The organism is Streptomyces sp. SUK 48 (assembly GCF_009650765.1).
Lineage (GTDB): Bacteria > Actinomycetota > Actinomycetes > Streptomycetales > Streptomycetaceae > Streptomyces.
Map to the genome: position 1 here is coordinate 922,846 of NZ_CP045740.1, position 26,205 is coordinate 949,050.

The 26,205-nt window shown below is 74.0% G+C and carries 23 protein-coding genes and 1 pseudogene; 16 read left to right on the top strand and 8 right to left on the bottom strand.

The window, feature by feature from the left end; genetic code table 11:
• Positions 1–11: 11 nt before the first annotated feature.
• The 3 genes from GHR20_RS04025 to GHR20_RS04035 form a co-directional block, all read right to left on the bottom strand.
• Positions 12–2,354 (bottom strand): prolyl oligopeptidase family serine peptidase, encoded by a 2,343-nt coding sequence (locus GHR20_RS04025; RefSeq protein WP_153812247.1) that lies wholly within the window; start codon positions 2,352–2,354, stop codon positions 12–14.
• The gene (locus tag GHR20_RS04030) at positions 2,330–4,111 is read right to left on the bottom strand and encodes an N-acetylglutaminylglutamine amidotransferase (RefSeq protein ID WP_148025506.1); all 1,782 of its coding nucleotides are present in this window, start codon (positions 4,109–4,111) and stop codon (positions 2,330–2,332) included. Before GHR20_RS04030 ends, GHR20_RS04025 begins: the two co-directional genes overlap by 25 nt.
• A 255-nt stretch (positions 4,112–4,366) precedes the next feature.
• Positions 4,367–5,518, bottom strand: coding sequence for a glutamate--cysteine ligase (locus GHR20_RS04035; RefSeq protein ID WP_243877924.1), 1,152 nt, complete (start codon positions 5,516–5,518; stop codon positions 4,367–4,369).
• 470 nt (positions 5,519–5,988) lie between these two features.
• On the opposite strand from GHR20_RS04035, the gene GHR20_RS04040 reads away from it, so the two are divergent.
• From GHR20_RS04040 to GHR20_RS04050, 3 genes are all read left to right on the top strand, one after another.
• Entirely contained in the window at positions 5,989–8,082 is a 2,094-nt protein-coding gene (locus GHR20_RS04040; RefSeq protein WP_243878289.1) for a DUF4157 domain-containing protein, read from the top strand.
• A 174-nt stretch (positions 8,083–8,256) separates the two neighbouring features.
• Positions 8,257–8,916, top strand: a complete 660-nt coding sequence (locus GHR20_RS04045) for a DUF4230 domain-containing protein (protein WP_153812248.1) — start codon at positions 8,257–8,259, stop codon at positions 8,914–8,916.
• 40 nt (positions 8,917–8,956) lie between these two features.
• On the top strand, positions 8,957–9,592 hold the full coding sequence (locus tag GHR20_RS04050; RefSeq protein WP_243877925.1) for a VanZ family protein: 636 nt from the start codon (positions 8,957–8,959) through the stop codon (positions 9,590–9,592).
• Positions 9,593–9,601: 9 nt separating this feature from the next.
• Here the strand turns inward: GHR20_RS04050 and GHR20_RS04055 are convergent, their stop codons facing one another.
• Positions 9,602–11,428: an ABC transporter ATP-binding protein gene (locus tag GHR20_RS04055; protein ID WP_153812249.1), complete on the bottom strand. Its 1,827-nt coding sequence runs from the start codon at positions 11,426–11,428 to the stop codon at positions 9,602–9,604.
• Entirely contained in the window at positions 11,425–13,188 is a 1,764-nt protein-coding gene (locus GHR20_RS04060) for an ABC transporter ATP-binding protein (RefSeq protein WP_153812250.1), read from the bottom strand. Before GHR20_RS04060 ends, GHR20_RS04055 begins: the two co-directional genes overlap by 4 nt.
• Before the next feature lie 116 nt (positions 13,189–13,304).
• Here GHR20_RS04060 and GHR20_RS04065 point away from each other — a divergent pair, with 116 nt between their 5' ends.
• From GHR20_RS04065 to GHR20_RS04085, 5 genes are all read left to right on the top strand, one after another.
• Entirely contained in the window at positions 13,305–14,060 is a 756-nt protein-coding gene (locus tag GHR20_RS04065) for a helix-turn-helix transcriptional regulator (RefSeq protein ID WP_148025510.1), read from the top strand.
• Between the two features lie 170 nt (positions 14,061–14,230).
• Complete coding sequence (locus GHR20_RS04070) at positions 14,231–15,301, top strand: iron chelate uptake ABC transporter family permease subunit (RefSeq protein ID WP_153812251.1); 1,071 nt, start codon at positions 14,231–14,233, stop codon at positions 15,299–15,301.
• Positions 15,298–16,413: an iron chelate uptake ABC transporter family permease subunit gene (locus GHR20_RS04075; RefSeq protein ID WP_153812252.1), complete on the top strand. Its 1,116-nt coding sequence runs from the start codon at positions 15,298–15,300 to the stop codon at positions 16,411–16,413. Before GHR20_RS04070 ends, GHR20_RS04075 begins: the two co-directional genes overlap by 4 nt.
• Positions 16,414–16,637: 224 nt before the next feature.
• Positions 16,638–17,687 (top strand): ABC transporter substrate-binding protein, encoded by a 1,050-nt coding sequence (locus GHR20_RS04080; RefSeq protein ID WP_153812253.1) that lies wholly within the window; start codon positions 16,638–16,640, stop codon positions 17,685–17,687.
• A gap of 61 nt (positions 17,688–17,748) precedes the next feature.
• Positions 17,749–18,762, top strand: a complete 1,014-nt coding sequence (locus tag GHR20_RS04085; RefSeq protein ID WP_153812254.1) for an ABC transporter substrate-binding protein — start codon at positions 17,749–17,751, stop codon at positions 18,760–18,762.
• 88 nt (positions 18,763–18,850) lie between these two features.
• Here the strand turns inward: GHR20_RS04085 and GHR20_RS04090 are convergent, their stop codons facing one another.
• The 3 genes from GHR20_RS04090 to rpmB form a co-directional block, all read right to left on the bottom strand.
• On the bottom strand, positions 18,851–20,371 hold the full coding sequence (locus GHR20_RS04090) for a catalase (RefSeq protein WP_111584929.1): 1,521 nt from the start codon (positions 20,369–20,371) through the stop codon (positions 18,851–18,853).
• A 344-nt stretch (positions 20,372–20,715) separates the two neighbouring features.
• Positions 20,716–21,021 carry a 30S ribosomal protein S14 gene (gene rpsN / locus GHR20_RS04095; protein ID WP_153812255.1) on the bottom strand — a complete coding sequence of 102 codons (306 nt, stop codon included), beginning with the start codon at positions 21,019–21,021 and terminating at the stop codon, positions 20,716–20,718.
• A complete protein-coding gene (gene rpmB / locus GHR20_RS04100; protein WP_153812256.1) occupies positions 21,021–21,257 on the bottom strand; it encodes a 50S ribosomal protein L28 in 237 nt (78 codons plus the stop codon). The genes rpsN and rpmB overlap by 1 nt, the downstream gene beginning before the upstream one ends.
• A gap of 68 nt (positions 21,258–21,325) precedes the next feature.
• On the opposite strand from rpmB, the gene rpmG reads away from it, so the two are divergent.
• The 8 genes and pseudogenes from rpmG (at position 21,326) to GHR20_RS04140 (ending at position 26,178) form a co-directional block, all read left to right on the top strand.
• The gene (rpmG, locus tag GHR20_RS04105; RefSeq protein WP_153812257.1) at positions 21,326–21,490 is read left to right on the top strand and encodes a 50S ribosomal protein L33; all 165 of its coding nucleotides are present in this window, start codon (positions 21,326–21,328) and stop codon (positions 21,488–21,490) included.
• 49 nt (positions 21,491–21,539) lie between these two features.
• Entirely contained in the window at positions 21,540–21,797 is a 258-nt protein-coding gene (locus GHR20_RS04110; RefSeq protein WP_111584925.1) for a type B 50S ribosomal protein L31, read from the top strand.
• Positions 21,794–22,945, top strand: a complete 1,152-nt coding sequence (locus GHR20_RS04115; protein ID WP_153812258.1) for a GTP-binding protein — start codon at positions 21,794–21,796, stop codon at positions 22,943–22,945. Before GHR20_RS04110 ends, GHR20_RS04115 begins: the two co-directional genes overlap by 4 nt.
• Before the next feature lie 113 nt (positions 22,946–23,058).
• Positions 23,059–23,295, top strand: a complete 237-nt coding sequence (rpsR, locus tag GHR20_RS04120) for a 30S ribosomal protein S18 (RefSeq protein WP_153812259.1) — start codon at positions 23,059–23,061, stop codon at positions 23,293–23,295.
• Between the two features lie 46 nt (positions 23,296–23,341).
• Positions 23,342–23,512 (top strand): 50S ribosomal protein L32, encoded by a 171-nt coding sequence (rpmF, locus tag GHR20_RS04125; RefSeq protein WP_111584922.1) that lies wholly within the window; start codon positions 23,342–23,344, stop codon positions 23,510–23,512.
• 6 nt (positions 23,513–23,518) lie between these two features.
• A pseudogene (locus tag GHR20_RS04130) lies at positions 23,519–24,428 on the top strand (GTP-binding protein).
• A gap of 134 nt (positions 24,429–24,562) precedes the next feature.
• On the top strand, positions 24,563–25,612 hold the full coding sequence (tsaD, locus tag GHR20_RS04135; RefSeq protein ID WP_153812260.1) for a tRNA (adenosine(37)-N6)-threonylcarbamoyltransferase complex transferase subunit TsaD: 1,050 nt from the start codon (positions 24,563–24,565) through the stop codon (positions 25,610–25,612).
• Entirely contained in the window at positions 25,609–26,178 is a 570-nt protein-coding gene (locus GHR20_RS04140; RefSeq protein ID WP_153812261.1) for a GNAT family N-acetyltransferase, read from the top strand. Before tsaD ends, GHR20_RS04140 begins: the two co-directional genes overlap by 4 nt.
• Positions 26,179–26,205 lie beyond the last annotated feature (27 nt).

Genomic DNA, 26,205 nt, shown 5'->3' on the forward strand with positions numbered 1-26,205 from the left:
TCCCCAACTCCTCATCCGGTGAGGTGCCGTTGCAGCCAGTCGGCGGCGGCACGGCGGAAGAGCCGGCGGTTGTCGGCGCGGAGGAAGTCGTGTCCCTCCTCGCGCAGGGTGAGGAGTTCGGCGGGCACACCGCGCTCGCGTGCCGCCCGTACGAACTGCTCCGACTCCCTGGGCGGCACATTGGTGTCGTGCTCCCCGTGCACCGCGAACACCGGTGCCCGCAGCGCGTCGATGCGGGACATCGGCGACAGCTCCCGCAGCAGTTCGCGGTCGCGTTCGGGATGGCCGTACTTGTGGGCCGCCGACTGGGCGAGCCAGGGTTCGGTGCCCTCGAAGAACGTCGCCAGGTCCGACATGCCGCACACCGCGACGCCGGTGCGGAACAGGTCCGGGTGCCAGACCAGGGAGGCGAAGGTGAGGTAGCCGCCGTACGAACGGCCCATCACCGCGAGCCGGGACGGGTCGGCGGGACCGGCCAGTACGGCGTGGGCGGTGCAGTCCGCCACGTCGTCGAGGGCGGCGAACCGGCCCCGCCCGAGGTCCGCGTCCACGAACGACCTGCCGTAGCCGGATGAGCCGCGCACGTCGGGCGCGAAGATGTCCAGTCCCCGGCCGAGGATCTCGTGGTACAGCGGGTCGAGGACGGGGCGTTCCTGGTCCTCGGGGCCACCGTGCAGATGGATGACGCAGGGCGCCGGTTCGCCGGGCGCGCGCCCCGGGGCGCGGTAGTACCAGCCGTTCAGCGGCAGCCCGTCCCGGGCGGTGGGGCGCAGCGGGACCGGTCGTACGGGTGGACGGCCGGGCGGAACGGCGTCCTCGTCCCGGGAGGACCACGGGGTGCGGACCGGGGTCGCGCCGTCGGGCAGCCACCAGATGCCGGGGCGCCTACGGGACCCCGAGAGGGCCAGCGCCAGACGGGAGTTGGCGTCCGTGATGCGGGTGACCACCTCATGGGGCAGGGAGACGTGCCGGGACGCGGGTCCGGTCTCCTCTTCCGGCGGGGCGTCCGCGTTCGCGTCTACGTCTCCGTCCGTCTCCATGTCCGTATTCGTCTCCGTGTCCAGGATCTCCACGTCGCTCATCCCCCGGACGTTCCAGGCGAGCACGGCGGTGGCGCCGTCGCGGGTGTACCGCAGCAGTTCCAGGTCGCTGCCCTCGCGCGCGGCGGTGGTCGACCAGCCGAGCGGCTCTCCTTCCGGGCCGAGTTCGGCGGTGAGCAGCACCGCGAACTCCCGGTGGGCGTTGCTGCGCAGCCGCAGGGCGTCCGCCCGGGGGGAGAAGCCGCCGATCCACGGGTCCCCGTCGGCGACCGGCATCACACAGGTCGTCACATGGTCGGCGGTGCGCAGCACGACCGCCTCGCGGCGGCCGCGCGGTCCCCGGCGCAGCAGGGCGAGGGTGCCGTCGCGGCTGAGGTCGCACACGCGCAGCGTCGCCGCGTCCTGCACGGCGGCGATCAGGACGGGGGCGGCGACGCCGTCGGGATCGACCAGGTACGCGGAGAGACCGTCGCCGAAGCCGGTGGCGTGGAGGATTCCGCCCGGGGCGCCGATCGGGGTCGTCCCCACCGTGACGGCGGGCGACGGCAGGGCCGGGCCGCGGTCCGTGTGCGGGGCAGGGCCGAGCAGTTCCGTCTCCCCCGCGCGGCCCTGCCAGTGGTCCGGCAGCCGGCCGTCGGACGGGCCGAGTGCGCCGCCGGTACCGGTGCCGGACGGGCCGTCGGCGGCGGTGGCGTCCGCACCGGGCGGCGCGGGCGGGCCGGTGGGGACCGCGACGGTGACCGTGACCGCCGATCCGTCGTGCGCCCAGCAGCCCAGATGGGCGGAGCTGCCCGGTTCGGCACCGGCCAGGATCTGCCGGTCGCGGCCGTCCGGGCGCACGCACAGCACCCGGGTGTGCTCACCGCCGCCGGGCGCCGTGGTGTAGGCGATCCAGCGGCCGTCGGGCGACCAGGACACCTCCCGCACGGGGTCCGGACCGTCGTCGAGCAGTCGTACGGGCTCGCCGTCCGCGGGGCCCGTCCACAGCTGCGGCACACCGCCCCGGTCGCAGATGAAGGCGAGCCGGGTGCCGGACGGGTCGGCCGAGGGGTACCAGCAGCCGTGCGCGATGAGCCGGGTCGGCACGTCGCGGGGCCCGGCGGCGTCCGGCAGCGGGACCCGGGCGGGCGCGGCGAAGGCGGCGGTCAGGCCGTCGGAGGCCGACCGCAGCGGGCCGGCGGTCCCGTCCGGGCGCTCGGCCGGGGACACGGGGGACGACCGTCCGGCACCGGCCGTCCCGGCCCCGGGCGCGCCGACGCCGGACGCACCGTCCGCGGCGGCCTCCGCGGTCAGATTCCGTGGGTTTGAAGCCATATCTCCAGCAAAGCCACTTGCCACAGCGCGTTCGCTCCGCGCCTGGTGCGGTGTCGGTCGGGGGCCGCGAGGAGCGCGGCGACGTAGGAGTCCTGGAAGACGCCGCGCCGCTTCGCCTCGGGGGCGTTCAGGGCGTCGCGCACCTTGTCCAGGACGGGTCCCGCCATATGGGTGATCGCCGGGACGGGGAAGTAGCCCTTGGGCCGGTCGACCACCTCGGGCGGCACGAGTTTGCGGCCGGCCTCCTTCAGGACGCCCTTGCCGCCGTCGGCCAGCTTCAGCTCCGGCGGGCAGGCGGCCGCGAGTTCCACGAGTTCGTGGTCGAGGAACGGCACCCGGGCCTCCAGGCCCCAGTCCATGGTCATGTTGTCGACCCGCTTGACCGGGTCGTCCGCCAGCATGACGTGGGTGTCCAGGCGCAGGGCGGCGTCGAGCGCCGTCTCGGCCCCGGGCACCGCCATGTGCTCCCGCACGAACCGGCCGGAGACGTCCTCCGCCGGCAGCATCTCCGGGCGCAGGACGGCCGCGAGGTCCTCGTGCGACCGGTCGAAGTAGGTCTCGGCGTACCGCTCCGGCTCCTCCTCGCGGGCCGCCTCGGCCAGCCGCGGGTACCAGTGGTAGCCGGCGAAGACCTCGTCGGCGCCCTGCCCGCTCTGGACGACCTTGACGTTCCGCGAGACCTGCTCGGACAGCAGGTGGAAGGCGACCACGTCGTGGCTCATCATGGGCTCGCTCATCGCCGCGACCGCCCCGTCCAGCGCCGTCGACACGTGCCGGGAGGGAATCAGCAGCTGATGGTGGTCGGTGGCGAACTCCCGGGCCACCAGGTCGGAGTACCAGAACTCGTCGCCCTCGTCGCCGCCCTCCGCCTCGAACCCCACGCTGAACGTCGCCAGGTCCCGCTGCCCCTCGTCGGCCAGCAGGGCCACGATCAGGCTGGAGTCCAGCCCGCCGGACAGCAGGACGCCGACCGGGACGTCCGCGACCATGCGCCGCTGCACGGCGGTGCGCAGCGCGTCCAGCACCGCGTCCCGCCACTCGGCGGCGTCCATGCCGAGGTGCTCGGGGCGGCGGGTGTACGACGGCTGCCAGTAGCGGTGGTCCCGGTGGGTGCCGTCCGGCTCGACGACCCGCACGGTGGCCGGGGGCAGCTTGCGCACCCCCGCCAGCACGGTGCGGGGCGCGGCCACGGTCGCGTGCCAGCTGAGGTACTGGTGCAGGGCGGCCGGGTCCAGCGAGGTGTCCACGTCGCCGGCCGCGAGCAGCGCGGGCAGCGAGGAGGCGAAGCGCAGCCGCCCGGCGGTCCGCGCCAGGTAGAGCGGCTTGATGCCGAGCCGGTCGCGGATCAGGATCAGTCGGCCGGTCCGGTGCTCGACCAGGGCGATCGCGAACATGCCGAGGAAGCGGTCGACGCAGGCGGTCCCCCACTGCCGGTACGCCGCGAGGACGACCTCGGTGTCGGAGGTGGACCGGAACCGGTGGCCGAGGGCGACCAGCTCCGCGCGCAGCTCCCGGTAGTTGTAGATGCAACCGTTGAAGACGCCGGTGACCTCACCGGTGGTGTCGGTCAGGGGCTGGGCCCCGCGCTCCGAGAGATCGATGATCTTCAGACGGCGGTGCCCCAGCGCCACGGCGTCCCGCGTCCAGATCCCCCGGCCGTCGGGACCGCGGGGGGCGAGCCGGTCGCTCATCCGCTCCACGGCCGCCAGATCGGGCCGCTCGCCGTCGAAGCGCATCTCCCCGCTCAGGCCGCACACGCGCGACCACCTCCCCGCTGCGGGTACGGGTCGCGCGGGGGCCGCGACGAGTACGGCGGGTACGGCAAGTGCGGCGGTGAGGTGCGCGGGAGGCCGCGCACCGGCATGTGGCCGGGACTGGTCGACACGGGGATGCCTCTCCTTCGCGACGAGGGGGTGTCCGGGTGGTACCGACGTTCTGCGTGTGCCCTCTTCTGTCCTCTCTCTGCGCTCAGGTCTCCGCGCTCGGGTGCGGTGCGGCCCGGACGGCCCCGGCTATGCGGCGGCCTGCCCCGGGGAGGCGACGCGGCGGGCGGGTGCGGTGGGCCGTGGGCGCGGTCGCTCCTCGCCCCTGGTCTCCGCGATCGCCAGATCCGTGCAGGCCAGCAGGTCCTCGCGGTGGGCCGTACGACGGATGCGGTGGGCGGCGCTGCCGTCCGCGAGGGCGCGCTCGGCGAGGCCGCGGACCGTGGGCCAGTCCCCCGCGGCCTCCAGCGCCGGGCGCACCCGCGCAAGCAGGCTCCGGACGACCTGGGCGGCGGGCGCCTCGCGCCGGGTGCCGGGGTCGATCAGGGCGCCCTCCAGGCCGGACCGCGCGGCCCGCCAGGCGGCGGCGCGCAGCCACTCGTGCCGACCCGGGCAGGCGGGCGGGTCCGCCGCCGTCAGCCGCGCGCGGGCGTCGGTCACCAGGGCGCGGAAGAGCCCGGCGATCAGGACGACCGTCTCGGCGCGCGGGCAGGCGTCGCAGATGCGCAGTTCGAGGGTCGGCTGGTGGGCGGAGGGCCGGATGTCGTAGTAGATCATCCCGACGTCGCTGATGACGCCGGAGCGGACCAGGCCCTGCACGAGCGCGTCGTACTCGGCGGCGTCGGCGAAGCAGCCGGGCGGGCCCGCGGTGGGCCAGCGCTGCCAGACCATGGTCCGCCAGCTGGCGTACCCGGTGTCGGCGCTCGCCCAGAAGGGGGAACTGGCGGACAGGGCCAGCAGCGCGTGCAGCCACGGGGACACCTCGCACATCACGCGTACGGCCAGGTCCCGGTCCGGGACGTCGACGTGGACGTGGGTCCCGCAGATCAGCTGCTCGTCGGCGATCAGGCGGTAGTCGTCGACCATACGGCGGTACCGGCGCCCGGGGGTGGGGCGGGTGTCCTCGGCACGGGCCAGCGGCACGGTACCGGCGGCCACCACGGCCAGCCCGTGTGCGTTCGCCGCGGCATCGAGCCGGCGCCTGGCGCTGGTCACATCGTCGTACAGGTCGGCGAGCGTCTCATGCACACCACTGTTCGTCTCCACGGCCGCCTGCTGCAACTCGGTCGTGAAGGAGTACCCGGGGAGACCCTCCAGCACGGCATCGGCCCGCGGGGCGAGCCGGCCCGTCTCCACCTCGACGACGTGGAATTCCTCTTCCACTCCGATCCGAACGGTCACGCGCACTCCTAGGTGACGGCCGAACGCCGGCAACCGCGCCCGGAAACCGCCCCGCCCCATCAGTCCCCCGGAGGCGAGTTGTGCCCCCCGACTTCCCACGGGGCCCATTGCTAAGCGTCCGGTCCGGCGGCGGGCGTCGCAACGGCGCTCCGGCGGCTTCGCAGCCGCGGTCCGGCGGGCTTCGTACGGGCGGTCCGGCGGGCGGCATGCGGGCGTTCCGGCGGGCGGCATGCGGCATCGAACGGGCGTCACGGACGGGCGGCGTACGGGCGGTCCGGTCGGCGGCGAGCGGCCGTACTCCCGGCCTCACATTGCCGCGCCGCCACCCCTGTTTTGCCCGTTCGGGCTGGTCAGGCTGCCCCTGCGTACCTGGCGCCGCCGCTCGCGAGCACGTATCCAGGAAGAAGTTGATCATCACATCTTGGAGGAGAGACCCCTTGCGCGATCACGAGGACGCCAAAGCCACCGGGATCGGCAGGGCCCGTACGTCCCGCACAGCCGACCCCGCCCCGGCCACCCGGCCGGGCGGGCTGCTCGGGTTGCAGACCTCGGTGGGCAACGCGGCGGTCGTACAGATGCTCGCCCGGGCCGGCCGGACCGAGGTGCAGCGGTCCGCCGTCCACGACGTCCTGCGCACCGGAGGCCGGCCGCTCGACGACGGCGTTCGCGTGGACATGGAGGCGCGGCTGGGCGCGGACTTCTCCGATGTGCGCGTGCACAGCGACGCCCGGGCCAAGGCGTCCGCGACCGCGATGGGGGCGCGCGCCTACACCTCGGGCAACCACATCGTGATCGGCGAGGGCGGCGGGGACGACCACACCCTCGCGCACGAGCTGACCCATGTCATCCAGCAGCGCCGGGGGCCGGTCGCGGGCACGGAGATGGGCGACGGGCTCCGGGTGTCCGACCCGTCGGACCGCTTCGAGCGGGAGGCGGAGGCGACCGCGCACCGTGTCATGCGCGAAGCCCCGGCCGGCGCGGCGGCGCACGGGCCCGCCGCGCACGGACCCGCGGACGCGTCCGGCACGACGGTGGCGCGGCGGCCCGCGGTCCAGCGGCTGCTGGTCCTCGGCAAGAAGGGCGAGGCGAAGGCGGCGGAGCCCGCGTACGCGGAGATCCGGGCGGAGCTGACGGATCCGGAGCTGATCAGCGCCTGGGAGGACACGGCGAACAAGCCGGCGATCATGAAGGTGCTCGACGAGTGGATCACGGCGCCGAAGCAGTCCACACCGCAGGCCACCGCGGACAGCAAGCGGGGCTCGCGGGACGCGCTCGCCCGCTCGTACGCGACGATGGACGAGGCGGCCTCCGCCGTGCTGGACCGGGTCAACGCCCTGCCGGTCGCGGAGGTGGAGAAGGCGATCTCCGACGACGTGGCCGTCGACGCGAAGATCAAGGAGGTACTGGCCGGATACGTCGCGAACGCCCTGCGGCCGTGGCTCGCACAGCAGCGGAACCAGGTGACGGAACTCGGCGACATCCTCGCGAAGACCGTGGCGGAACTGTCATCGGTGCGCCGGCTCTATCTGCCGTACATCGAGTTCGGCGAGAAGACCCTGGACGGAATCCTCGGCAACCCCGAGGCGCAGGGGTTCGCCACGCTCATCAGCGCCATCCACGACATCGCCGAGATCCTCTACGGCATCAAGGAGCTCGAACAGCACGTCACGGTCTCCGCCGAGCAGTTCAAGGGGTATGTGCTCAAGGACCAGGCGAAGCTCGCGGGCCCGCGGAACTCGCCCGACTGGGCACGGGAACAGGGGGCGGCCCCCTCGGGCGGGAGCGTCGGCGATCTGGAGCGGACGCCCGTCCCCAATAACTTCCGGGGGACGATGGCGACACCGAACCAGCTCAACGACCAGGTGCGGACCGCGGGGCGGCTCGGCTACCCGGTGTCGCTGGGGCCCTCGCGGACGACGGGCAAACTGATGAAGCTGGCCGACGCGACCGGTGCCGACCCGGCGGTCAAGGAGGCCATCGCCTACTCGCTGCTGGCCCTGTGGTACACGGACTACCGGCGCGATCTCACGGACATCCACCGCTACCACTTCGTGATGGACATGGCGGCCAACTTCGGTGTCGCCTACGACCCCTACCAGGCGCCGCGCAACCCGGCGACGGGCCGGGACTACTCCCAGCTGATCACCGCCACCCTCGACAGGTTCCGCAAGAACCACGAGGAGGAGGCGGCGCGGTACTGGAAGAGCGCCGAGGAGCTGAAGCTCGCTCCGCCCGCGGTCCCCGGTCCGGTCAACGGGCCGTCGTCGGCCGCGGGCGAGCAGCCCGCGCAGGCGGCCGAGGAGGCGGCACCCGCGTGGCGGACCGATCCGGTCGCCCGCGCCGTGCTGTCGGCCCTCAAGTCCGCGCCCAAGTTCCGTATCCTGGGCGCGAAGCAGGACGCGATCGGCCAACTGCACCTCACCGAGGCGCAGTTCGACGCGGCGTTCACCCTCCTGACATCGAAGGAGCACGTGGGGAACAAGCCGCTGGTGCAGCTCGACCGCATGGGACTGGGGCTCACGAACCCCGGCAAGACGGCGGTCAAGAAGGCGGCGGACCTGTGATCCCGGGGGCGTCCCGCGAGGCACCCGGAGGCCGGTGACCGCCGCACCGGATCGTACGAGCGGGCAGTGCGGGCGGCCGGTGCGCGGACCGGCCGCCCGTGCGCCTTCCCGTCAACTCGATGGTCTGTTGCGCGCTTTGCCGGGCATCCGCACACCAGGAAGGAGGGGTGCCGGATGTCGACCGACCTCAAGCGGCCGCCCAGACGCATGCCCGGCTGGGCGAAGGTGGTGGCCGCCTTCGTGCTGGTGCTCGTGGTGCTGTTCGCCGGGATCAGGCTGGCCGTGCTCCCGGGCCTCGAGGATCTGCTCGGCACGCAGACGCACGACCGCTCGGGTCCCGCGCTCCTCAAGTCCATCAACGACATGAGCCGTTACGACGCGGCCTCGGGCAACTTCCAGGTGGTCGTCGACCTGGAGAAGGACGCCAAGTACCTGCCGGACGCCCTGCACAGCACCCGCACGCTGTACGTCGGCGCCGGCACCGTGGAGGCGTACGTGGACCTCGGCCAGGTCGGCGACAAGGACGTGACGGTGAACAAGGACCGCACGTCGGCCACGCTGCGGCTGCCGCACGCGCGACTGGGCAAGCCGGCCCTGGACGCCGACCACTCCTACGCCGTCTCCAAGCAGCGCGGGCTGCTCGACCGGCTGGGCGACCTGTTCTCGGACAACCCCAACAGCGAGCACGCCGTACAGAAGCTCGCCGTGTCCCATATCGGTGAGGCGGCCAAGGGCAGCGGGCTGACCGCGCGGGCCGAGACCAACACCACGGACATGCTGGAGGGCCTGCTGCACTCCCTCGGTTTCAAGGACGTGCACGTCTCGTACGGGTGACCACGTCTCATCTCAGGGTCGTCGACGACTGGAGGACCGCATGGCCCGCACCGCTCTCTTCTCACGCACCGCCGCTCCCGGCCGTGCGCCCCGGACGAGTCGCCTCGCGAAAACACGGGCGCGATGGAGTGGCGGGGCCTTCCGGCGCGCGAAGCCGGACCGCGCGCCGGAAGCCACCGAGGCGGAGCGCGCCGAGGTGGCAACCCCCGTCCGCCGCCGGCACGTTCTCCCCCTGCCGGTCCGGATGCTGGCGATGCTGTGCGCCTTCGTCCTCATGGTGGGCTTCGCCGTCGTCCTCGCCAAGATCACCCTGGAGCCGTCCCCGGCCTCGGTCTCCCTGGTGCACAGCAATCTGCATCCCGGCCGCTCCATCAGGGCCTATCTGGACCAGCCCGATCTGCGGGACACCGTCAAGCAGATCGGCGGCAACATCCTGCTGGGCGTGCCGTTCGGGATACTGGTACCGGTGCTCGCGCCGGGCGCCCGGGGCATCTGGCGGGTGCTGCTGCTGACCGCGACCGTGATGCTGCTGGTGGAGATGGCCCAGGGCGCCCTGGTCACCGGGCGGGCCTTCGACGTGGACGACGTCATCCTCAACACGTCCGGCGCGCTGCTCGGTTACCTCCTGGTCGGCCGCAAGCTGGGGCGGGTGCACGATCGCCGCGAGAGCGTCTGACCGCACGCGTCATCTCCCGTACGTCCAGGACGCCCACAGCCGGGCGTAGGCGCCGCCCGCGGCCCGCAGTTCGTCGGGCCGCCCCTGTTCGACCACCCGGCCGTTCTCCATCACCACCACGACATCGGCCGTGGCCGCCTGGGAGAGCCGGTGCGCCACCACGACGGCGGTCCGGCCCTCGGTGACCGCCAGCGCGGCCCGGTCGAGGGACTGGGCCAGATCGCTGCCGGCCTCGGCCGTCGCCTCGTCCAGCACGACCACCTCGGGGTCGATCAACAGGACGCGCGCGAGGGCGAGTTGCTGTACCTGACGGGTGGTCAGTCGAACACCGCCGCGACCCACTGCCGTATCGGGGCCGTCCGGCAGCGCGGCGACCCAGTCCGCGGCGCCCACGACGGCGAGCGCGGCTCCGATCTCCTCCCCCGACGCCTCCCGGCACGCGAGGCGGAGGTTGTCGGCCACCGTGCCCGGGAAGAGGTGGTGCTCCTGGGTGACCAGGACGATCCTGCGGCTCCCCCGCGCACCGGGGCCGGCCAGGCGATCGGTGGGCACGCCGCCGAGCGTGACGCCGCCCGCGTACGGCGCGCGCATCCCGGCGATCAGCGTCGCCAGGGTGGACTTGCCCGAGCCCGTCGCGCCGACGACGGCCAGGCGCTGACCGGGGCGGATGTCGAGGTCGACGCCGTGCAGGACGTCGGGCCCGTTCGCGCCGTACCGGTGGCGGACGCCGCGCACGGCGATCCCCTCCCCGCGGCGGCCGGACGACGGCTCGGGGTTCTGTTCGGGCGCCGGCTCGGGGTGGCGTTCTGGCGCCGGCTCGGGGTTCCGTTCGGACGCCGGTTGTCCCAGGGAGACGCCGACGACCCGCGCGAGCGCGGCGGTGGCCTGCTGCACGGTGTCGAACGTGCCGAGCAGCGTGTTCACCGGGTCGAACAGGCCGACGAAGAAGAGGGCCGCCGTGGTCGCGGCGCCCACGTCGGCGTGCCCGGCGCGGACCAGGGCCCAGGCCACGAGGAGGACCGCGCTCAGCCCGGTGAACTCGGCGATGTTGAGCCGGCCGTAGAAGCGGGTCGCCGCGCGCGTCGTCCGGAACTCGTACGACATCGCCTCCGCCGAGGCCGCCGCCACGCGGGCGTGGCGGCCCGGTCCGAGGCGCAGGGCGCGCAGGGTGGGCAGGGCGGTGAACGCGCCGAGCAGTGCCGAGGCGCGGCGGCCCTCGGCGGTGCGGCCCGCCGCATAGAGCGGCTGGGAGGTGCGCAGGTACCAGCGCAGGGTGTGTGCCTGGAGGGGCACCGCGAGCAGTCCGGCGACGGCGAACCGCCAGTCCAGCGCGGCCAGTCCGGCGAGCGCGGCGAGGATGGCGAGCGCCGCCGCGGCGAAGTCGCCCAGGGCGCCGGAGGCGGCGTCCGCGACCCGTTCCGTGTCGCCGGAGACCCGGGCGACCAGGTCGCCGGTGCCGCCCGCCTCCACGGCGTCCACGGGCACGGCGAGCGCCGCGGTGACGGCGTCCTCGCGCAGCCGGCCCGTCACCGTCAGGACGGCCCGGGCGAGCAGCACGGTGGCGGCCCACGCGGTCAGCGCGCCGGCCACGGCGGCGGCGGTCAGCAGCAGGACGGGCCCGACCAGCGCGCCCGGGTCACGGTGGTCGGCGACGGCCTGGGTGATCCGGCCGATCGCCACCGGGCCCGCCAGGGTCAGGGCGCCGTCGAGGACGAGCGCGGCGAGGGCCGCCCACAGCGCGGACCGCCGGCCGCGCAGGGCGGCGCGCAGCCGGGCCCGGGTCTGCCGCGCGGTGGCGACGGGGAGCAGCGTCGCCGGGGTCACCGGGGCCGTCACGGCGTCACCACCCGGTCCGCCGCGGGCACGTGGACGACCCGGTCGCAGCGCGCGAGCCAGGCGGGGCTGGTGGTGATGACCAGGGTGGTGCGGTGCTCCCGCACCCGCCGGACCCGGTCGGCGACGGCGTCCTCCGTGGCCGCGTCCACGGCGGTGGTGGGGTCGTGCAGGACCAGTACGGGGGGCCGGGCGGCGAGGGCGCGGCCCAGGGCGACGCGCTGGCGCTGGCCGCCGGAGAGGGTCTCGCCGCGGTCGCCGACCGTCGTGTGCGCGCCGTGCGGCAGGGCGCGTACGACCTCGTCGGCGAAGGCGGCGTGGGCGGCTTCGGCCACGGCGGCGGGGTCCTCGGTGAGGGCGGCCAGGTTGTCGGCGACGGTGCCGGGCAGCAGCACCGGTTCGTGGTGGCAGACCAGCACGGTGGCGCGGAGCGCGTCCAGCCGCAGCGCCGTCAGATCGGTGCCGTCCAGCAGGATGCGCCCGGCCCCGGGGTCCTCCTCGCGGGCCAGCAGCAGGGCGACCGCGTCGGCGTCGGCGGGGTCGGCGCACACGAGGCCGGTCATGCCGCCGGCGGGTACGGACCACTCGGCACGGGTCCCGCCCGGCAGCGGTACGCCGTGGAAGCCGAGGGTGCCGAGCACCTTGCCCGGTCCGGTGTCCGGCGGGGCCGGTGTCCTGCGGGCTCCGCCGGTATCGGCCGGCTCCCCGTGCGGCGGGGACGGGGCCGCCGCCGGTTCCGGTACGGCCGGTGGCGCGCCGAGCACCTCCTGGACGCGCGCGGCCGACGCGAGGGCGCGGACACAGCGGGCGTGGGCGGCGCCGACGACGCGCATCGGGCCGTTCACGAACTGGGCGAGACCGAGTACGGCGATCAGCCGGCCGAGGCCGATCCGGCCCTCCAGGGCGAGCCCGCCGCCGACCGCGGCGACGGCGGTCAGGCAGAGCCCGGTGAGCAGGACGCCCACCGACACCAGGGCGCCCTCGGCGGACACCGCCCGGCGCGCCGCGCGTACGGCCGCCCTGCTGTCTTGGGCGTAGTCGGCGGCGACCGCGCGCTCCGCGCCGATGCCCTTGAGCACCCGCAGCCCCCGGACGAGTTCCTCGGCCAGGGCGGTGGCCCGCGCCTGCCGGTCCTGCTCGGCGCCGCTGGTGCGGCGCAGGACGTGGGAGAGCCGGTTCTGTGCGAGCAGGACCCCGGCGGTGCCCGCCACGACGAGCGCGCCGAGCCCGAGGGAGATGCGCAGCAGCAGCACCGTGGAGCCGAGCAGGACGACCACCGCGGCCACCGTGCCGGCGAGGGCCCCGGCGAAGGCGCCCACCCGCTCGGCGTCGCCGGAGGCGCGGCTGAGCAGGTCGCCCGGCACCAGCCGTACCCCGCCGGCCGGGCGCAGGACGCGGTCCGCGAGCGCCATGCGGATCCGGTGCTCGGTGTGCTGCCGGGCGCGCACCGACGCCCGCGCGCCGAAGCGGTACGACAGGGACAGCAGCAGGAAGTCCAGCGCCAGCAGCCCGAGCCAGCGGACCGTGGACGCGGGCGTGGCGGACCGGACCGCCTCGCCGACCGTGGCTCCGACGATCACCGGGACCAGCGCCTCGCCCAGTTGGTGGGTGCTGAACAGTACGGACGCCAGCAGCAGATCCCGTCGGCGGTTGCCCAGGGACCACCACAGCAGCGCCCCGGGCGAGGCGGCCGGGGCCGGGGCGGCGGAGCGGGGGGCCGCGGCGGCGGGGCGGCGGGGAGGGGCGGTGGCGGGTACGGTCACCCGGCCACGTTAGGGTCACCTTACTTTTGTCGTAAACGCAGCAGGGCGCCACCGTATGTCGCACATCGGACATGGGCAGCGGGCGGGGCGCGTGAGCAGGAGCGGGAACGCCGGGCATGGCACACGAGCAGACCATCGGGCTCGAACGGTTCGAGATGGTCCGGGGGCAGACCTTCCGGCACCACGTCCATGACGAGCACCAACTCGCCTGGGCCAGCACCGGTGTGGTCATGGTCGACATCCAGGACCGCTGCTGGGTGCTGCCCCCGCATCTGGCGCTGTGGATCCCGGGCGGTCTCCGGCACGCCACCGGGGCGCTGCGGAAGTCGGTGCTCCAGGGCGTCTATCTGGACCCGGCGACCTGCCCGCTGGCCTGGTCCCGGCCGACCGTGCTCGCCGTACCGCCGCTCGCCCGGCATCTGATCGGCCACCTGGCCGGCGAACTGCCGCCCACCGGGCGCGCGCACGCCGAGGCCGTGCTGCTGGATGTGCTGCGCCCGGCGGAGGCCGCCGTGTTCGAGCTGCCGCTGCCGGTCGATCCGCGGGCCCGGGAGGCCGCCGCGCTGCTGCTGGAGGACCCCGCGGACCGGCGCGGGCTGGGCGAACTGGGGCGGGCGGTCGGCGCCAGCGAGCGCACCCTGCTGCGGCTCTTCCTGGCCGGGACGGGGATGACGTTCACTCAGTGGCGGACCCATGCCCGGCTCCAGGCGGCCCTCGCGCAGCTCGCCGAAGGGCAGCCCGTCGGACGGGTGGCCGAGCGGGTGGGCTATGCGACGCCCAGCGCGTTCGTCGCCGCGTTCCGCCGGGTGACCGGGTCCACGCCCGCCGCCTATTTCGCCCGGTCGCGGGGGGAGACGAGCGGGCCGGAGTGACGGCCGGGGCCTTTTCGGCCCGGCCCTCCCGGTGATGGCGGATCGGCGACATGAGGTGGCGTCCGACCCTCTTGCCGCGCCCGAAGCGACGCCTCTACCTTCTTAGGTAAGGCTAAGCTAACTCTCCCCGCCGGTTCCTGGTATCGGCAGGTATGTCGCCGAGGAGCACGATGGGCACCACCACGATCAGCACCACCGATACGGTGCCAGGAGCCGGGGACACGGACCGAAGACCGCGCACGGCCGGGCTCGCCGTACGGCTGCTCGGCCTTCTCCTCGTCTGCGGACTGCTGGTCCTGGTCACCGTGGTGAGCGTCGCCGTCGGAGCCAAGGCCATCCCGCCCGGCGAGGTGCTGCGCGTCCTGTTCCACGGCCGGGCCTCGGTGGACGGCGCGGTCGTCCTCGACCTGCGGCTGCCGCGTACGCTGCTCGGCATCACCGTCGGTGCCGCGCTGGGTCTCGCCGGCGTCCTGATGCAGGCGCTGACCCGCAATCCGCTCGCCGACCCCGGCATCCTCGGCGTCAACATGGGCGCCTCGGCGGCCGTGGTCGTCGCCATCGCGCTGTGGCGCACCACCGATCCGTCCTTCCGCGTCTGGTTCGCCTTCGCCGGCGCCGGACTGGCCGCCGCGCTGGTCCAGTTGCTCGGCTCACGCGGCCGGACCGGGCCCGCGCCGGTGCGGCTCGCCCTCGCGGGTACGGCGGTCAGCGCCGTGCTGAGCGCGCTGATCTCCGTCGTCACCCTGCTGCGACCGGACGTGTTCGACCAGTTCCGGTTCTGGGGCGTGGGCTCCCTGGCCGGGCAGCCGATGTCCGTCCTCACCGGGATACTGCCGTTCCTCGGCGCGGGCGCGCTGCTCGCCCTCGGCCTGGCCGGTTCGCTCAACGCGCTCGCCCTCGGCGACGACACGGCCCGCGCCCTCGGCACCCGCGTCCTGCGCACCCGCGTCCTCGGGATGCTCGCCGTCACCCTGCTGTGCGGGGCGGCGACGGCGGCCGTCGGCCCGATCGCCTTCGTCGGCCTGGCGGTTCCGCATCTGGCCAGGGCGTTCACCGGGCCGGACCACCGCTGGCTCATGCCGTACTCCATGGTCCTCGGAGCGAGCCTGCTGCTCGGGTCCGACATCCTCGGCCGGGTGGTCGCCCGGCCCGGCGAGATCCAGGCCGGGATCGTGACGGCCTTCGCCGGAGCGCCCGTCTTCATCGCCCTCGTCCGCCGCCGCAGGATCGCCGAACTGTGACCACCAGAACTTCTGCCCGCCCCGCCCGGCGGGACCCCGTCCTCCTCGGCGAGGTCCGCCACGGCACCGTCCTGCGCGGCCGCGTGCTGCGCCTGAACGGCGGCCGGATCTCGCTGCGCTGGCAGCCGCGCACCGTCGTGGTCTGCCTGCTGCTGGCCGCGGCCTGCCTCATCACGGGCGTCATCGGCCTGACCACCGGCACGTACCGCGTCCCGCTGCCGGACGTGCTCGCCTGTCTGCTGGGCCACGGCTCCGGGGCCGAGTCCTTCATCGTCGTCGGTCTGCGGCTGCCACGTCTGGTGTGCGCCCTGCTGGCCGGCGGCGCGCTCGGGATGAGCGGCGCGGTGTTCCAGAGCATGTCCCGCAATCCGCTGGGCTCTCCCGATGTCATCGGCTTCACCAGCGGCGCGGCGAGCGGTGCCGTGGTGCAGATCGTGCTCTTCCACGGCGGACCGTACGCCACCGCCGTCGCCTCGATCGGCGGCGGCCTGGCCACGGCGCTGCTCGTCGGCCTGGTCGCGGCGGGCCGGGGTCCGGCCGTCGGCCACCGGATCGTGCTGATCGGGATCGGCGTCAGCGCCATGCTCACCTCGCTGACCGCGTATCTGCTGACCCGGGCCAGCCTGTACGAGGCGCAGGACGCGCAGATCTGGCTGATCGGCAGCCTCAACTCCGCGAGCTGGTCCGTCGTCACGCCCCTGGCCGCGGCCCTGGCGGTGCTCGTCCCGGTGACCGTCGTCGCCTCGCGGGCCCTGCACTGGCTGGAACTCGGCGAGGACACCGCCCGGGGCCTCGGGGTGCCGGTGGGGCGGGCCCGGATCCTGCTGGCGGTCGCCGCCACGGCCCTCGCCGCGGCCACGACCGCCGCCGTCGGACCCATCACCTTCGTCGCCCTGGCCGCCCCGCATCTGTGCCGACGGCTGGTCCGCTCCCCCGGCGCGCCGGTGGTACCGGCCGGTTTCATGGGCGCCCTGCTGCTGACGGCGAGCGACTTCGCCGCCCAACGGGTGCTGCCCGGCACCGAGTTGCCGGTCGGCGCGCTGACCGGAGTGCTCGGCGGGCTGTATCTGTGCCGGGTGCTGGTCACCCGGCGGCGGGCGGGCCGGGCATGACCGGCGCCCGCGCCGGCAGGTGCCTGCGGCCACTCCTCGCGCCGGCCCGCGAGGGGTTACCCCCCACGGGCCGGTGAACTCCCGCGCCCGCCCGTCCGCTTTGCGCACTCTCACCCAGCGCTCTCTTCGCCCTGCGCCGCCCTCCCCGCTCGCCGCGCGGCCCCGGCGGCACGCTCTCCCCCTCGTGGCCCGGCGAGCCGCGCCCTCACCTCAAGGACACACCCATGCCCAGCGCAACCCCGCAGCGTTCCCACGACACCCTCCGCCTGCCGCCCGCCGCCCGCGGCACGCGCCCGACCCGGCGCGGACTCCTCGCCGGCGGACTGGGAACAGCCGCTCTCCTCGGCCTCTCCGCGTGCGGGACCGGCGGCTCCGCCCCGGCCGGCGGGTCGGGCCCGGACAGCGGCGCGTGGTCCTTCACCGACGACCGCGGCCGTACCGTACGACTGCCCCGGCGGCCGAAGCGCGTCGCGTTCCTCACCGACACCGTCGGCGCCGCCCTGTGGTCGGCCGGGCTGCACCCGGTCGCCGCCACGGACTCCGGGCAGGGCATCGTCCCGGCCGTCGAGCCGGACTGGTCCGGTGTCACCAGGATCTACTCGGCGGACAAGGGCGTACGGCTCGAAGCGCTCGCCCAGGCCCGCCCGGACCTGCTGATCGACGCCGTGCAGCCGGACGGCAGCCTCCAGGTCGCCGCGCAGCTCCCGGAGGTCACCAAGATCGCCCCGGTCGTCGGACTGAGCGCCTACCGGTCGATCGAACAGATCGCCGGCACCGCCGACCGGCTGACCCAGGGTCTCGGCGCCCGGCTCACGGACGGCGACGCGAAGACCCGCTACCAGGAAGCCGGCACGCGGCTGCGCAAGGCAGTCGCCGCCAACCGTGACCTGCGGGTCGCCTTCGTCTTCGGCATCGACAAGAACACCCTCGGCGTGATGAACCCGAGGACCTGGGCCGTGCTGAAGACGGTGAGCGCGCTGGGAATGCGCCTGGTGCCGGTGCCCGGCGGCTCCGCCAACACCTACAGCCAGGCCGTGAGCTGGGAGAACGTCCCGTCCATCCCGGCCGACCTGCTGGTGTGGGCGGTGTCCGACCCGCTGCCGGACAACCCCCTGTGGAAGCGCACGCCCGCCGTCGCCGCCGGACAGCTGTTCAAGCCCGAACTGGCCTCCTGGTACGCCTACAGCTGGGCGAACTTCACCGTCCTGCTCGACGGCCTGGCCACGCGGGTCCACTCCGCCCGCGCGGGCGTCGGACCGCACCCCGCCTCCTGAACCCCCGCACTCCCCCGGCCACCCCGGCCACCCCCTCCGGCTTCCCACACCTGGACCCCTCATGACCTCCGTACCCTCCCCCGCCCGCGCGTCCGCCCGGCGGCGCCCCGCCCGCCCGCGCCTGCTGCGCCCGGCCGTCGCCGCCGCCGCGCTGGCCCTGGTCCTCACCGCCTGCGGCTCGTCCTCGACCACCACCGGCGGCGGGGACGGCAAGGCCGCCGCGACCCGGGTGGTCGGCACGGCGCACGGCAAGGTGACCGTGCCCGCCCATCCGCTGCGGATCGTCTCCGTGCACTCCTGGTCCACCGAGTCGCTGCTCGACCTGGGCATCCGGCCCGTCGGCGTGGAGAACAGCGGGGCCAACTACGTCCCGCCGCGCTATCTGAAGCGCTGGAAGGCCGCGGCGAAGGTGACGACGGGCGCCGACATCGACTACGAGAAGATCGCCGCGCTCAAGCCGGACCTGATCGTCGGCGTCGACGTGCCGTACCTGTCCAAGGCGTACAAGAGGCTCTCGGCCATCGCGCCGACCGCGTTCGCCTCCTTCGACGAGTCCTCCTCCTGGTCCACGTATCCGCAGGCCACGGCCACCTTCGTCAACGGCACGGCGCAGCTCACCCGGCTCAAGCAGAAGTACGACGACCGGATCGCCGCGGTGCGCACGTCCCTCGGCACGAAGCTGACCGACAGCAGCTGGGACGTGATCCAGGGCGGCTTCGACAGCGGCAACTACTGGATCTACAGCCCCGCCTCGCCCGTCGGGGACATCCTCTCCCGGCTGGGGGTGCGCTTCGCCTCCGCCACGGCCTCGGTCGGCAAGGGCGGAACCAAGTCCGTGTCGTACGAGCGGGCGGACCTGCTGAAGGACGCCGACTACGTCGTCTACTACACGAACAACGACGGCTCCCCCGCCAACGACATCCAGAAGCTGTTCGCCCTGCGGACGTTCAAGGAGCTGCCGGCCGCGAAGAAGCACCGGGTGGTCGGCACCCCCGACTTCCTGCCCGGCTCGTACAGCGACGCGATGGGCGTGGTCGACAGCATCGAGAAGGGGCTGCGGGGGCAGTCCGGCTGACCGGGGCGGATACACAGGCGCCCACCGCGGTCCGCGACCGCGGTGGGCGTCGGCCCCCCGGAGAGGGAGGCCCGGTGAAGCGACTCCGTCACGCCTTGTGCTGCATGGAACTCCGTGCCGGGTTGCCCTGTTCGGCGGCCTTGGGGTCCTTCTCGTCCGCCTTGGCCCGGACGCCGTCGGCGATGCGCTTGCCGATGGTCTCGTCGATGTTGGACCAGTACTCGAAGGCTCGCTGGAGGACCGGTTCGGTGACCCCGTTGAGGAGGTGCCCGACCACGTTGTCGACCAGCCGGTCACGCGCGGCGTCGTCCAGGACCTCGCGCACCATGGTTCCGGGCTGCCCCCAGTCGTCGTCCTCCGGGTGCGAGACGTAGGCCGAGCGGGTGATCTCACCGTCGGCCGTCCAGCTGGGCGGCGACCCGTAACGCTCGGTGTCCGCCGCGGGCCCGCCCTTGGAGTTCGGGGCGTAGACGGGGTCGGTGGTGTTGCGGTACGCCATCGCCCCGTCCTTGGAGTAGGTGTGGACGTCGACGACGGGCGCGTTCACCGGCAGTTGCTGGTAGTTGGCGCCGATGCGGTGGCGGTGGGCGTCCGCGTAGGAGAACAGCCGGGCCAGCAGCATGCGGTCCGGGCTCGGTCCGATGCCCGGGACGAAGTTGTTGGGCTGGAACGCGGCCTGCTCGATCTGGGCGTGGTTGTCCGTGGGGTTGCGGTCGAGCGTCATCTTGCCGACGCGGATGAGCGGGTAGTCGCTGTGCGGCCACACCTTGGTGAGGTCGAACGGGTTGAACCGGTAGTCCGCCGCCTCGTCGTACGGCATCACCTGCACATACAGGGTCCAGCTGGGGAAGTCGCCGTCCCGGATGTGCTCGAAGAGGTCCCGCGTGTGGTAGTCGGTGTCGGCCGCGGCCATCTGGTCGGCCTCGTGCTGGGTGAAGAACTCGATGCCCTGATCGGTCTTGAAGTGGTACTTCACCCAGAAGCGCTCACCGGCGGCATTGATCCACATGTAGGTGTGGGAGGTGTACCCGTTCATGTGGCGCCAGGTCCGCGGGATGCCCCGGTCCCCCATCAGCCAGGTCACCTGGTGGGCCGACTCCGGGGAGAGCGTCCAGAAGTCCCACTGCATGTCGTGGTCGCGCAGGTTGTTGTCCGCGCGGCGTTTCTGGGACCGGATGAAGTGCTGGAACTTCATCGGGTCCTTCACGAAGAAGACCGGCGTGTTGTTGCCGACCATGTCGTAGTTGCCCTCGCTGGTGTAGAACTTCACCGCGAAGCCGCGCGGGTCGCGCCAGGTGTCCGGGCTGCCGCGCTCACCGGCGACGGTGGAGAAGCGGATGACCAGGTCGGTACGGATACCGGGCTGGAACAGGGCCGCCTTCGTGTACGCGCTGACATCGTCCGTCACCTCGAAGTGACCGAAGGCGCCGCTCCCCTTGGCATGCGGCTGGCGCTCGGGGATCCGCTCCCGGTTGAACTGTGCCATCTGCTCGATCAGATAGGCGTCCTGCAACAGGATGGGTCCCCCGGGGCCCACGGTGAGCGAATGTTCGTCGCTCTCGACCGGTGCGCCGGAATCGCTGGTGGTGGCGGGTCGGATCTCCGTCATGGGTCTGCCTTTCGTGGTGCGACACCGATGTCGTCGCGGCTGCCGGACGCGGACCTCCACCGCACGCCACCCGGCCGCGGTGGAGACGGTCCTGTCCGGCACCCCTGTCCCACAGGCCGCGTGTCCAGGAGAGGGCGCGATAAACACGTGTGTCCCGGTAAGTCGTGCGTGAGCCGTGCGAGAGCCGGCGATCACCACAGGCAGTGACCGCCACCCGCCCGCGCCCGACGCGGAGACGATTCCAGTCTCCGATCCGGCCCCGCGCCCTGCCACCCGTGCGCGGCAAGCGAGGCCCACCCGGCGGGGGACGCCACACGTGTGGCGTCCCCCGCCCGACGGTCAGCTCACCAGGACGACTTCGTCACCCCGGGCAGATGTCCGGCATGCGCCTGCGCCCGTACGTTCACCCGGGAGAGGCCGAACCTGCGCAGGTGGCCGCGGGGGCGGCCGTCCAGGCTGTCGCGGTTGCGGACCCGGGTCGCGCTGGCGTCCCGGGGCTGGCGGCCGAGTTCCGCCCGCGCGGCGGCCTTCTCGTCGGCCGTGGCCCGGGGGGACGCCAGGACGGACTTCAGTTCGGCGCGGCGCGCGGCGTGACGGGCCACGATCCGCTTGCGCTGCTCGTTCTTCGCGATCTTGCTCTTCTTCGCCATCAGACCCGCTCCCCACGGGCTCGGATCCGGGCGATGGCGGCCTCGACACCGAGGGCGTCCACCGCCCTGACGGCACGCGCGCTCAGCCGCAGCCGGACGTACCGCCCCTCGCTGGGCAGCCAGTAGCGCTTGTTCTGGATGTTGGGGTCGAACCGGCGTGGGGTGCGCCGGTGCGAGTGGGAGATCTTCTTGCCGAAGGACGGCCGGGCGCCGGTCAGTTGGCAGTGGGCGGACATGCGGGGTGCTGCCTTTCTCTCCACCGATGCTTATCGGTAATGGAAATCATTGTCGTATACTACCTCCCATGGCTCGCAACGAGGTACGCCCGATCATCAAGCTCCGCTCCACCGCCGGCACCGGCTACACGTACGTGACCCGCAAGAACCGCCGGAACGACCCGGACCGGCTGGTGCTGCGCAAGTTCGACCCCGTAGTCGGACGCCATGTCGGGTTCCGCGAGGAACGCTGACCGCTCCCACCGTCCGACCGACCTCACCCCGACCCAGGGAAGAGACACCATGAAGCCCGGAATCCACCCCGCCTACCGCCCGGTCGTCTTCCGCGACAAGGCCGGCGGCTTCGCCATCCTCACCCGCTCGACCATGACCAGCGACCGGACCATCGCCTGGGAGGACGGCCGCACCTACCCGGTGGTCGACGTCGAGATCTCCTCGGCGAGCCACCCCTTCTACACCGGCACCGCCCGTGTGCTGGACACCGCCGGGCGCGTCGAGCGCTTCGAGCGCCGCTACGGACGCGAGGGGAACCGCCGATGAGCGCCGGAGCACCGATGCCGGTGGTGATCGTCGGCGGGCTGCACGCCGACGCCCGGCGCGAGGCGGTCGAGACGCTGCTGCGCGAGGTGCCCGGCAGCGTCGCCCTGCACCACGATCTGTCCACCGGTCCGGCGGGCACCGTGCGCCGGACCGTCCGCGACGCCACGGGCGAGACCGCGTGGGGCGAGACACCCCTGGTCAACGACTGCGCCTGCTGCGCCCTGCGGGAGGACCTGGTGCCCGAGCTGGAGCGGCTGGCCGACGGCGGCCTCACCCGTCTCGCGGTCGTCGAGCTGTGGGACTCCGTGGAGCCGCGCGGCATGGCCGAGGTGATCGCCGCTCACGGCGGCGGCGCCTTCCGGCTCACCAATGTGCTGACCGCCGTGGACCCCGCCCTGGTGCTGCCCGCCCTGTCCAACGGAGACGATCTCGCGGAGGCCGGGCTCGCCGCGGCCCGGGCGGACCGGCGCACCGTGGGCGACACCTTCGCCCGGCAGCTGGAGTACGCCCCCGTCCTCGCCGTGGCCGAGGGCCCCGCCACCGGACTCGACGACCTGGCGCTGCTGCGGCAGTTGCATCCCCTCGCGAGGCGGCTCCCCATCGGCTCGGGGCAGTTGGGCCCGGCCGCGGTCGCCGGGTTCGACGTGGCCGCGGCGGCGGCCGCACAGCATCCGGCCTGCGCCCGGCTCCCGCACGACTGCGACGAGCACGGCATCGGCACCCTCGTCTGGCGGCGCCGCCGGCCCTTCCACGCCGGTCGCCTCTACGCCGCGTTGGAGGATCTGTGCTGCGCCGCGGCCCGTAGCCGGGGGCGGTTCTGGCTGGCGGACCGGCCCGACAGCCTGCTCGCCTGGGAGGCCGCCGGCGGGGCGCTGTGCGTGGAGAACGCCGGGCCGTGGATGGCCGCGCTGCCGGACGCCGCCTGGGAGTTGATGCCCGCCGAGCGCCGTACCGCCGCCGCGCTGGACTGGCACCCCGAGCACGGCGACCGCGGCCAGCACCTCGTCTTCACCTCCCCCGGGCTCGACCGGGCGGGGCTGCTCTCGCTGCTCGACTCCTGCCTGCTCACCGACGACGAGCTCGCGTCCGGGGCCGAAGCCTGGCGGCGGCCCACCGGTTTCGACGAACTGCTCGACCCCGTCTTCTGACCGGTCCCGGATCCGTACCCCGCACCTCGTACCCGACCCTCTGAACCGTTCCCGTACCCCGTCCCGCGAACCGTTCCCGTACCCCGTCCCGCCCCCGTCCCGAGGAAGATCCCATGGCCCGCCCCACCAAGCCCGCTCTCGCGCGCAAGCACCGCCCCAACCCGCTCGACGCGGCCGGCATCACGTACATCGACTACAAGGACACCGACCTGCTGCGGAAGTTCCTCTCCGACCGCGGCAAGATCCGCGGCCGCCGTGTCACCGGGGTGGGCCGGCAGCAGCAGCGGCGGATCGCCGCGGCGATCAAGAACGCCCGCGAGATGGCCCTGCTCCCTTACTCCAGCCGCTGACCCCCACCGCACCCGCCCCTTTCACGAAGGGCACGAAAGGACCGTCATGGCCGTCCCCAAACGCAGGATGTCCCGCAGCAACACCCGTCACCGCCGCGCCCAGTGGCGGGCGTCCGTCCCCTCGCTCGTCCCCGTCACCGTCGGCGGCCGCACCCATCTGGTGCCCCAGCACCTCAGGAAGGCGTACGAGCGCGGCCTCCTGAGGCCGGAGGGCTGAAGCGGTATGACGAACGGCCGCCTGCCGGTGACCGTCCTGTCCGGCTTCCTCGGCCCTGTCCGGCTTCCTCAGCGCGGGCAAGACCCTGCTCAACCCTCTGCCGGCCGACCGCGAGGGACTGCGGGTCGCCGTGATCGTCCATGACATGAGCGAGATCACCATCGATGCCGCGGTGGTGCGCGGGGGCGGGGCCGCGCTCTCCCGCACGGAGGAACGACTGGTCGAGATGACCAACGGCTGCATCTGCTGCACGCTCCGGGACGATCTGCTCGAAGAGGCCGAACGCCTCGCCCTGGAGGGCCGGTTCGACTACCCGCTGATCGAGTCCGGCGGCATCTCGGAGCCCATGCCGGTGGCCGCCGCCTTCTCCTTCGCCCGCGACGACGGCACGACACCGGAGGACCTCACCCGGCTCGACACCATGGCCACCGTGGTGGACGCGGCGGAACAAGCTCGACCTCGTCGACGGCGCCTCGGCCGGTCGCCTGCGCGGCGTCCCGACCCGGCTCAACCCGGGCGCCCGTCTGCTGGAGACCGTACGGGGACGGGTGCACGCCCGCGATGTGCTCGGGACCGGCGGCTACGACGCCGAACGGGCGCGACCGGCCCCGGGCTGGGGTCCACCCTGTTCCGCGCCGACAGGCCCTTCCACCCGGGCCGGCTCTGGGAGTTGGTCACCGAGCGGCTCGACAGCGGCGCGTTCGGCTCGGTGCTGCGCGGCAAGGGCTTCTTCACACCGGCCGGACGCGCCGGGGTGACGGGACTGTGGTCCCAGGCGGGCGGCGTCGCCCGCTTTGAACCCGCCGGCGGCGCGGACCCCTTCCCGCCATGGGAGGTCCAGGGGGCGCGGGACGCCTGCGTCCACGGCCGGGACGGGGTGGCGCTGCCCGTCCGAGGCCCGGTCGGCGGGCCCTGATACCGGTGCCGCGCACAGCGCCCCTGGACCTCTTCCAGGGGCGCTGACCTGTGCGTTCTCGGCCGGGTGCGCATCCACGGGATTCTTATTGCACACTGTTCGCAACAACGTAGAGTGTGCAGAAAGGGTCCGCGATGGGTTCTCCGATCGTGCTCGGCATCGAGTCGTCCTGCGACGAGACGGGCGCCGGCCTGGTCCGCGACGGGCGGCTGCTGGGGCATGCGGTGGCGTCGAGCATGGCGGAGCACGCCCGGTTCGGCGGGGTGGTGCCGGAGATCGCCTCCCGGGCCCACCTGCACGCACTCCGCCCGGTGGTCCGGCACGCGCTGGACGACGCGGGGCTGCGGCTCTCCGACATCGGCGCGGTCGCCGTCACCACCGGGCCGGGCCTGTCGGGCGCGCTCCAGGTGGGCCTGGCCGGGGCGAAGGGGCTCGCCTACGCGCTGGGCGTCCCGCTGTACGGCGTCCACCACCTGGCCGGCCATGTCGCCGCCGACACCCTCGCCCACGGCCCGCTGCCCGACCCCTGCGTGGTGCTGATCGTCTCCGGCGGCCACACCTCGCTGCTCCTCGTGCGCGATCTGGCCCGGGACCCGATCCGCCACCTCGGCGACACCCTCGACGACGCCGCCGGGGAGTGCTTCGACAAGGTCGCGCGGGTCTTCGGGCTGCCGTATCCCGGCGGCCCGGCCATCGACCGGACGGCGCGCACGGGAGACCCCCGCGCCGTCGCCTTCCCGCGTCCGCTGCCGGGGTCGTACGACTTCTCCTTCTCGGGTCTGAAGACGGCCGCCGCACGCTGGGCCGAGAGCCACAGGGGGCGGGAGCTGCCGGTCGCCGACGGGGCGGCCTCGCTCCAGGAGGCGGTGGCCGACGTACTCAGCCGCAAGGCGGTGGCGGCCTGCGCGGAGTACGGCGTGGGGACGCTGGTCGTGGTCGGCGGTGTCGCCGCGAACTCGCGGGTGCGGGCGCTCACCGAGGTCCGCTGCCGGGCCGCGGGCATCGAACTGCGCGTGCCACCACTGAACTTGTGCACGGACAACGGCGCGATGATCGCCGCCGTCGGCGACCTCCTCGTCCGGGCCGGAGCCGAACCCGCCCCGCTGGACGTGTCGATCGACCCGTCGGCGCCGCTGGAGCACGCGGCGCTGCATCCGGTCACGGCCCGGGCGGTGGCGGCGTGACCGGGATCCGCGTCCATACGGGCGCCGAACTCCTCGCGCAAGTCGAGGAGTTGCGTTCCGTCTACGTCGACGCGTTCTGTGCCCCGCCATGGGACGAGGACGAGGAGCGGGCCGCGGAGTTCGTCCGACGGCTGCCGGTGGACACCGGCCGGCCGGGCTTTCTCGCGGCGACGGCGGTACGGGACGGGACGATGCTCGGCTTCGCCACCGCCTGGACCACCCTCGCCCCCTTCCCCGACGACCGCTGCCACGCGCAGGCCGCCGCCGGGCTCGGTCCCGACCACACCCTGCGCTGGCTGGTCGGCGCCCGGGAGACGGGCGAACTCGCCGTCCGCCCCGCCGCCCGGGGCACCGGCCTCGCGGCCCGCCTCCTGGAGGCGGTCACCGCGGACGCCCCGGGAGGCCGCGCCTGGCTGGTGACGTCCGTGCGGTCGGGCCGCGCCCTGTCCTTCTACCGCCGCCAGGGCTGGACCCAGGCCACGCATCCCTCCCCCGACGGCCGGGGCGTCGCCGTCTTCCTCGGCCCCCGCCATCCGGCCCGCTCCCTGGCACCCGGGCCCCTGTGACCCGGCTCCGCGCCCTCATCCCCTTCC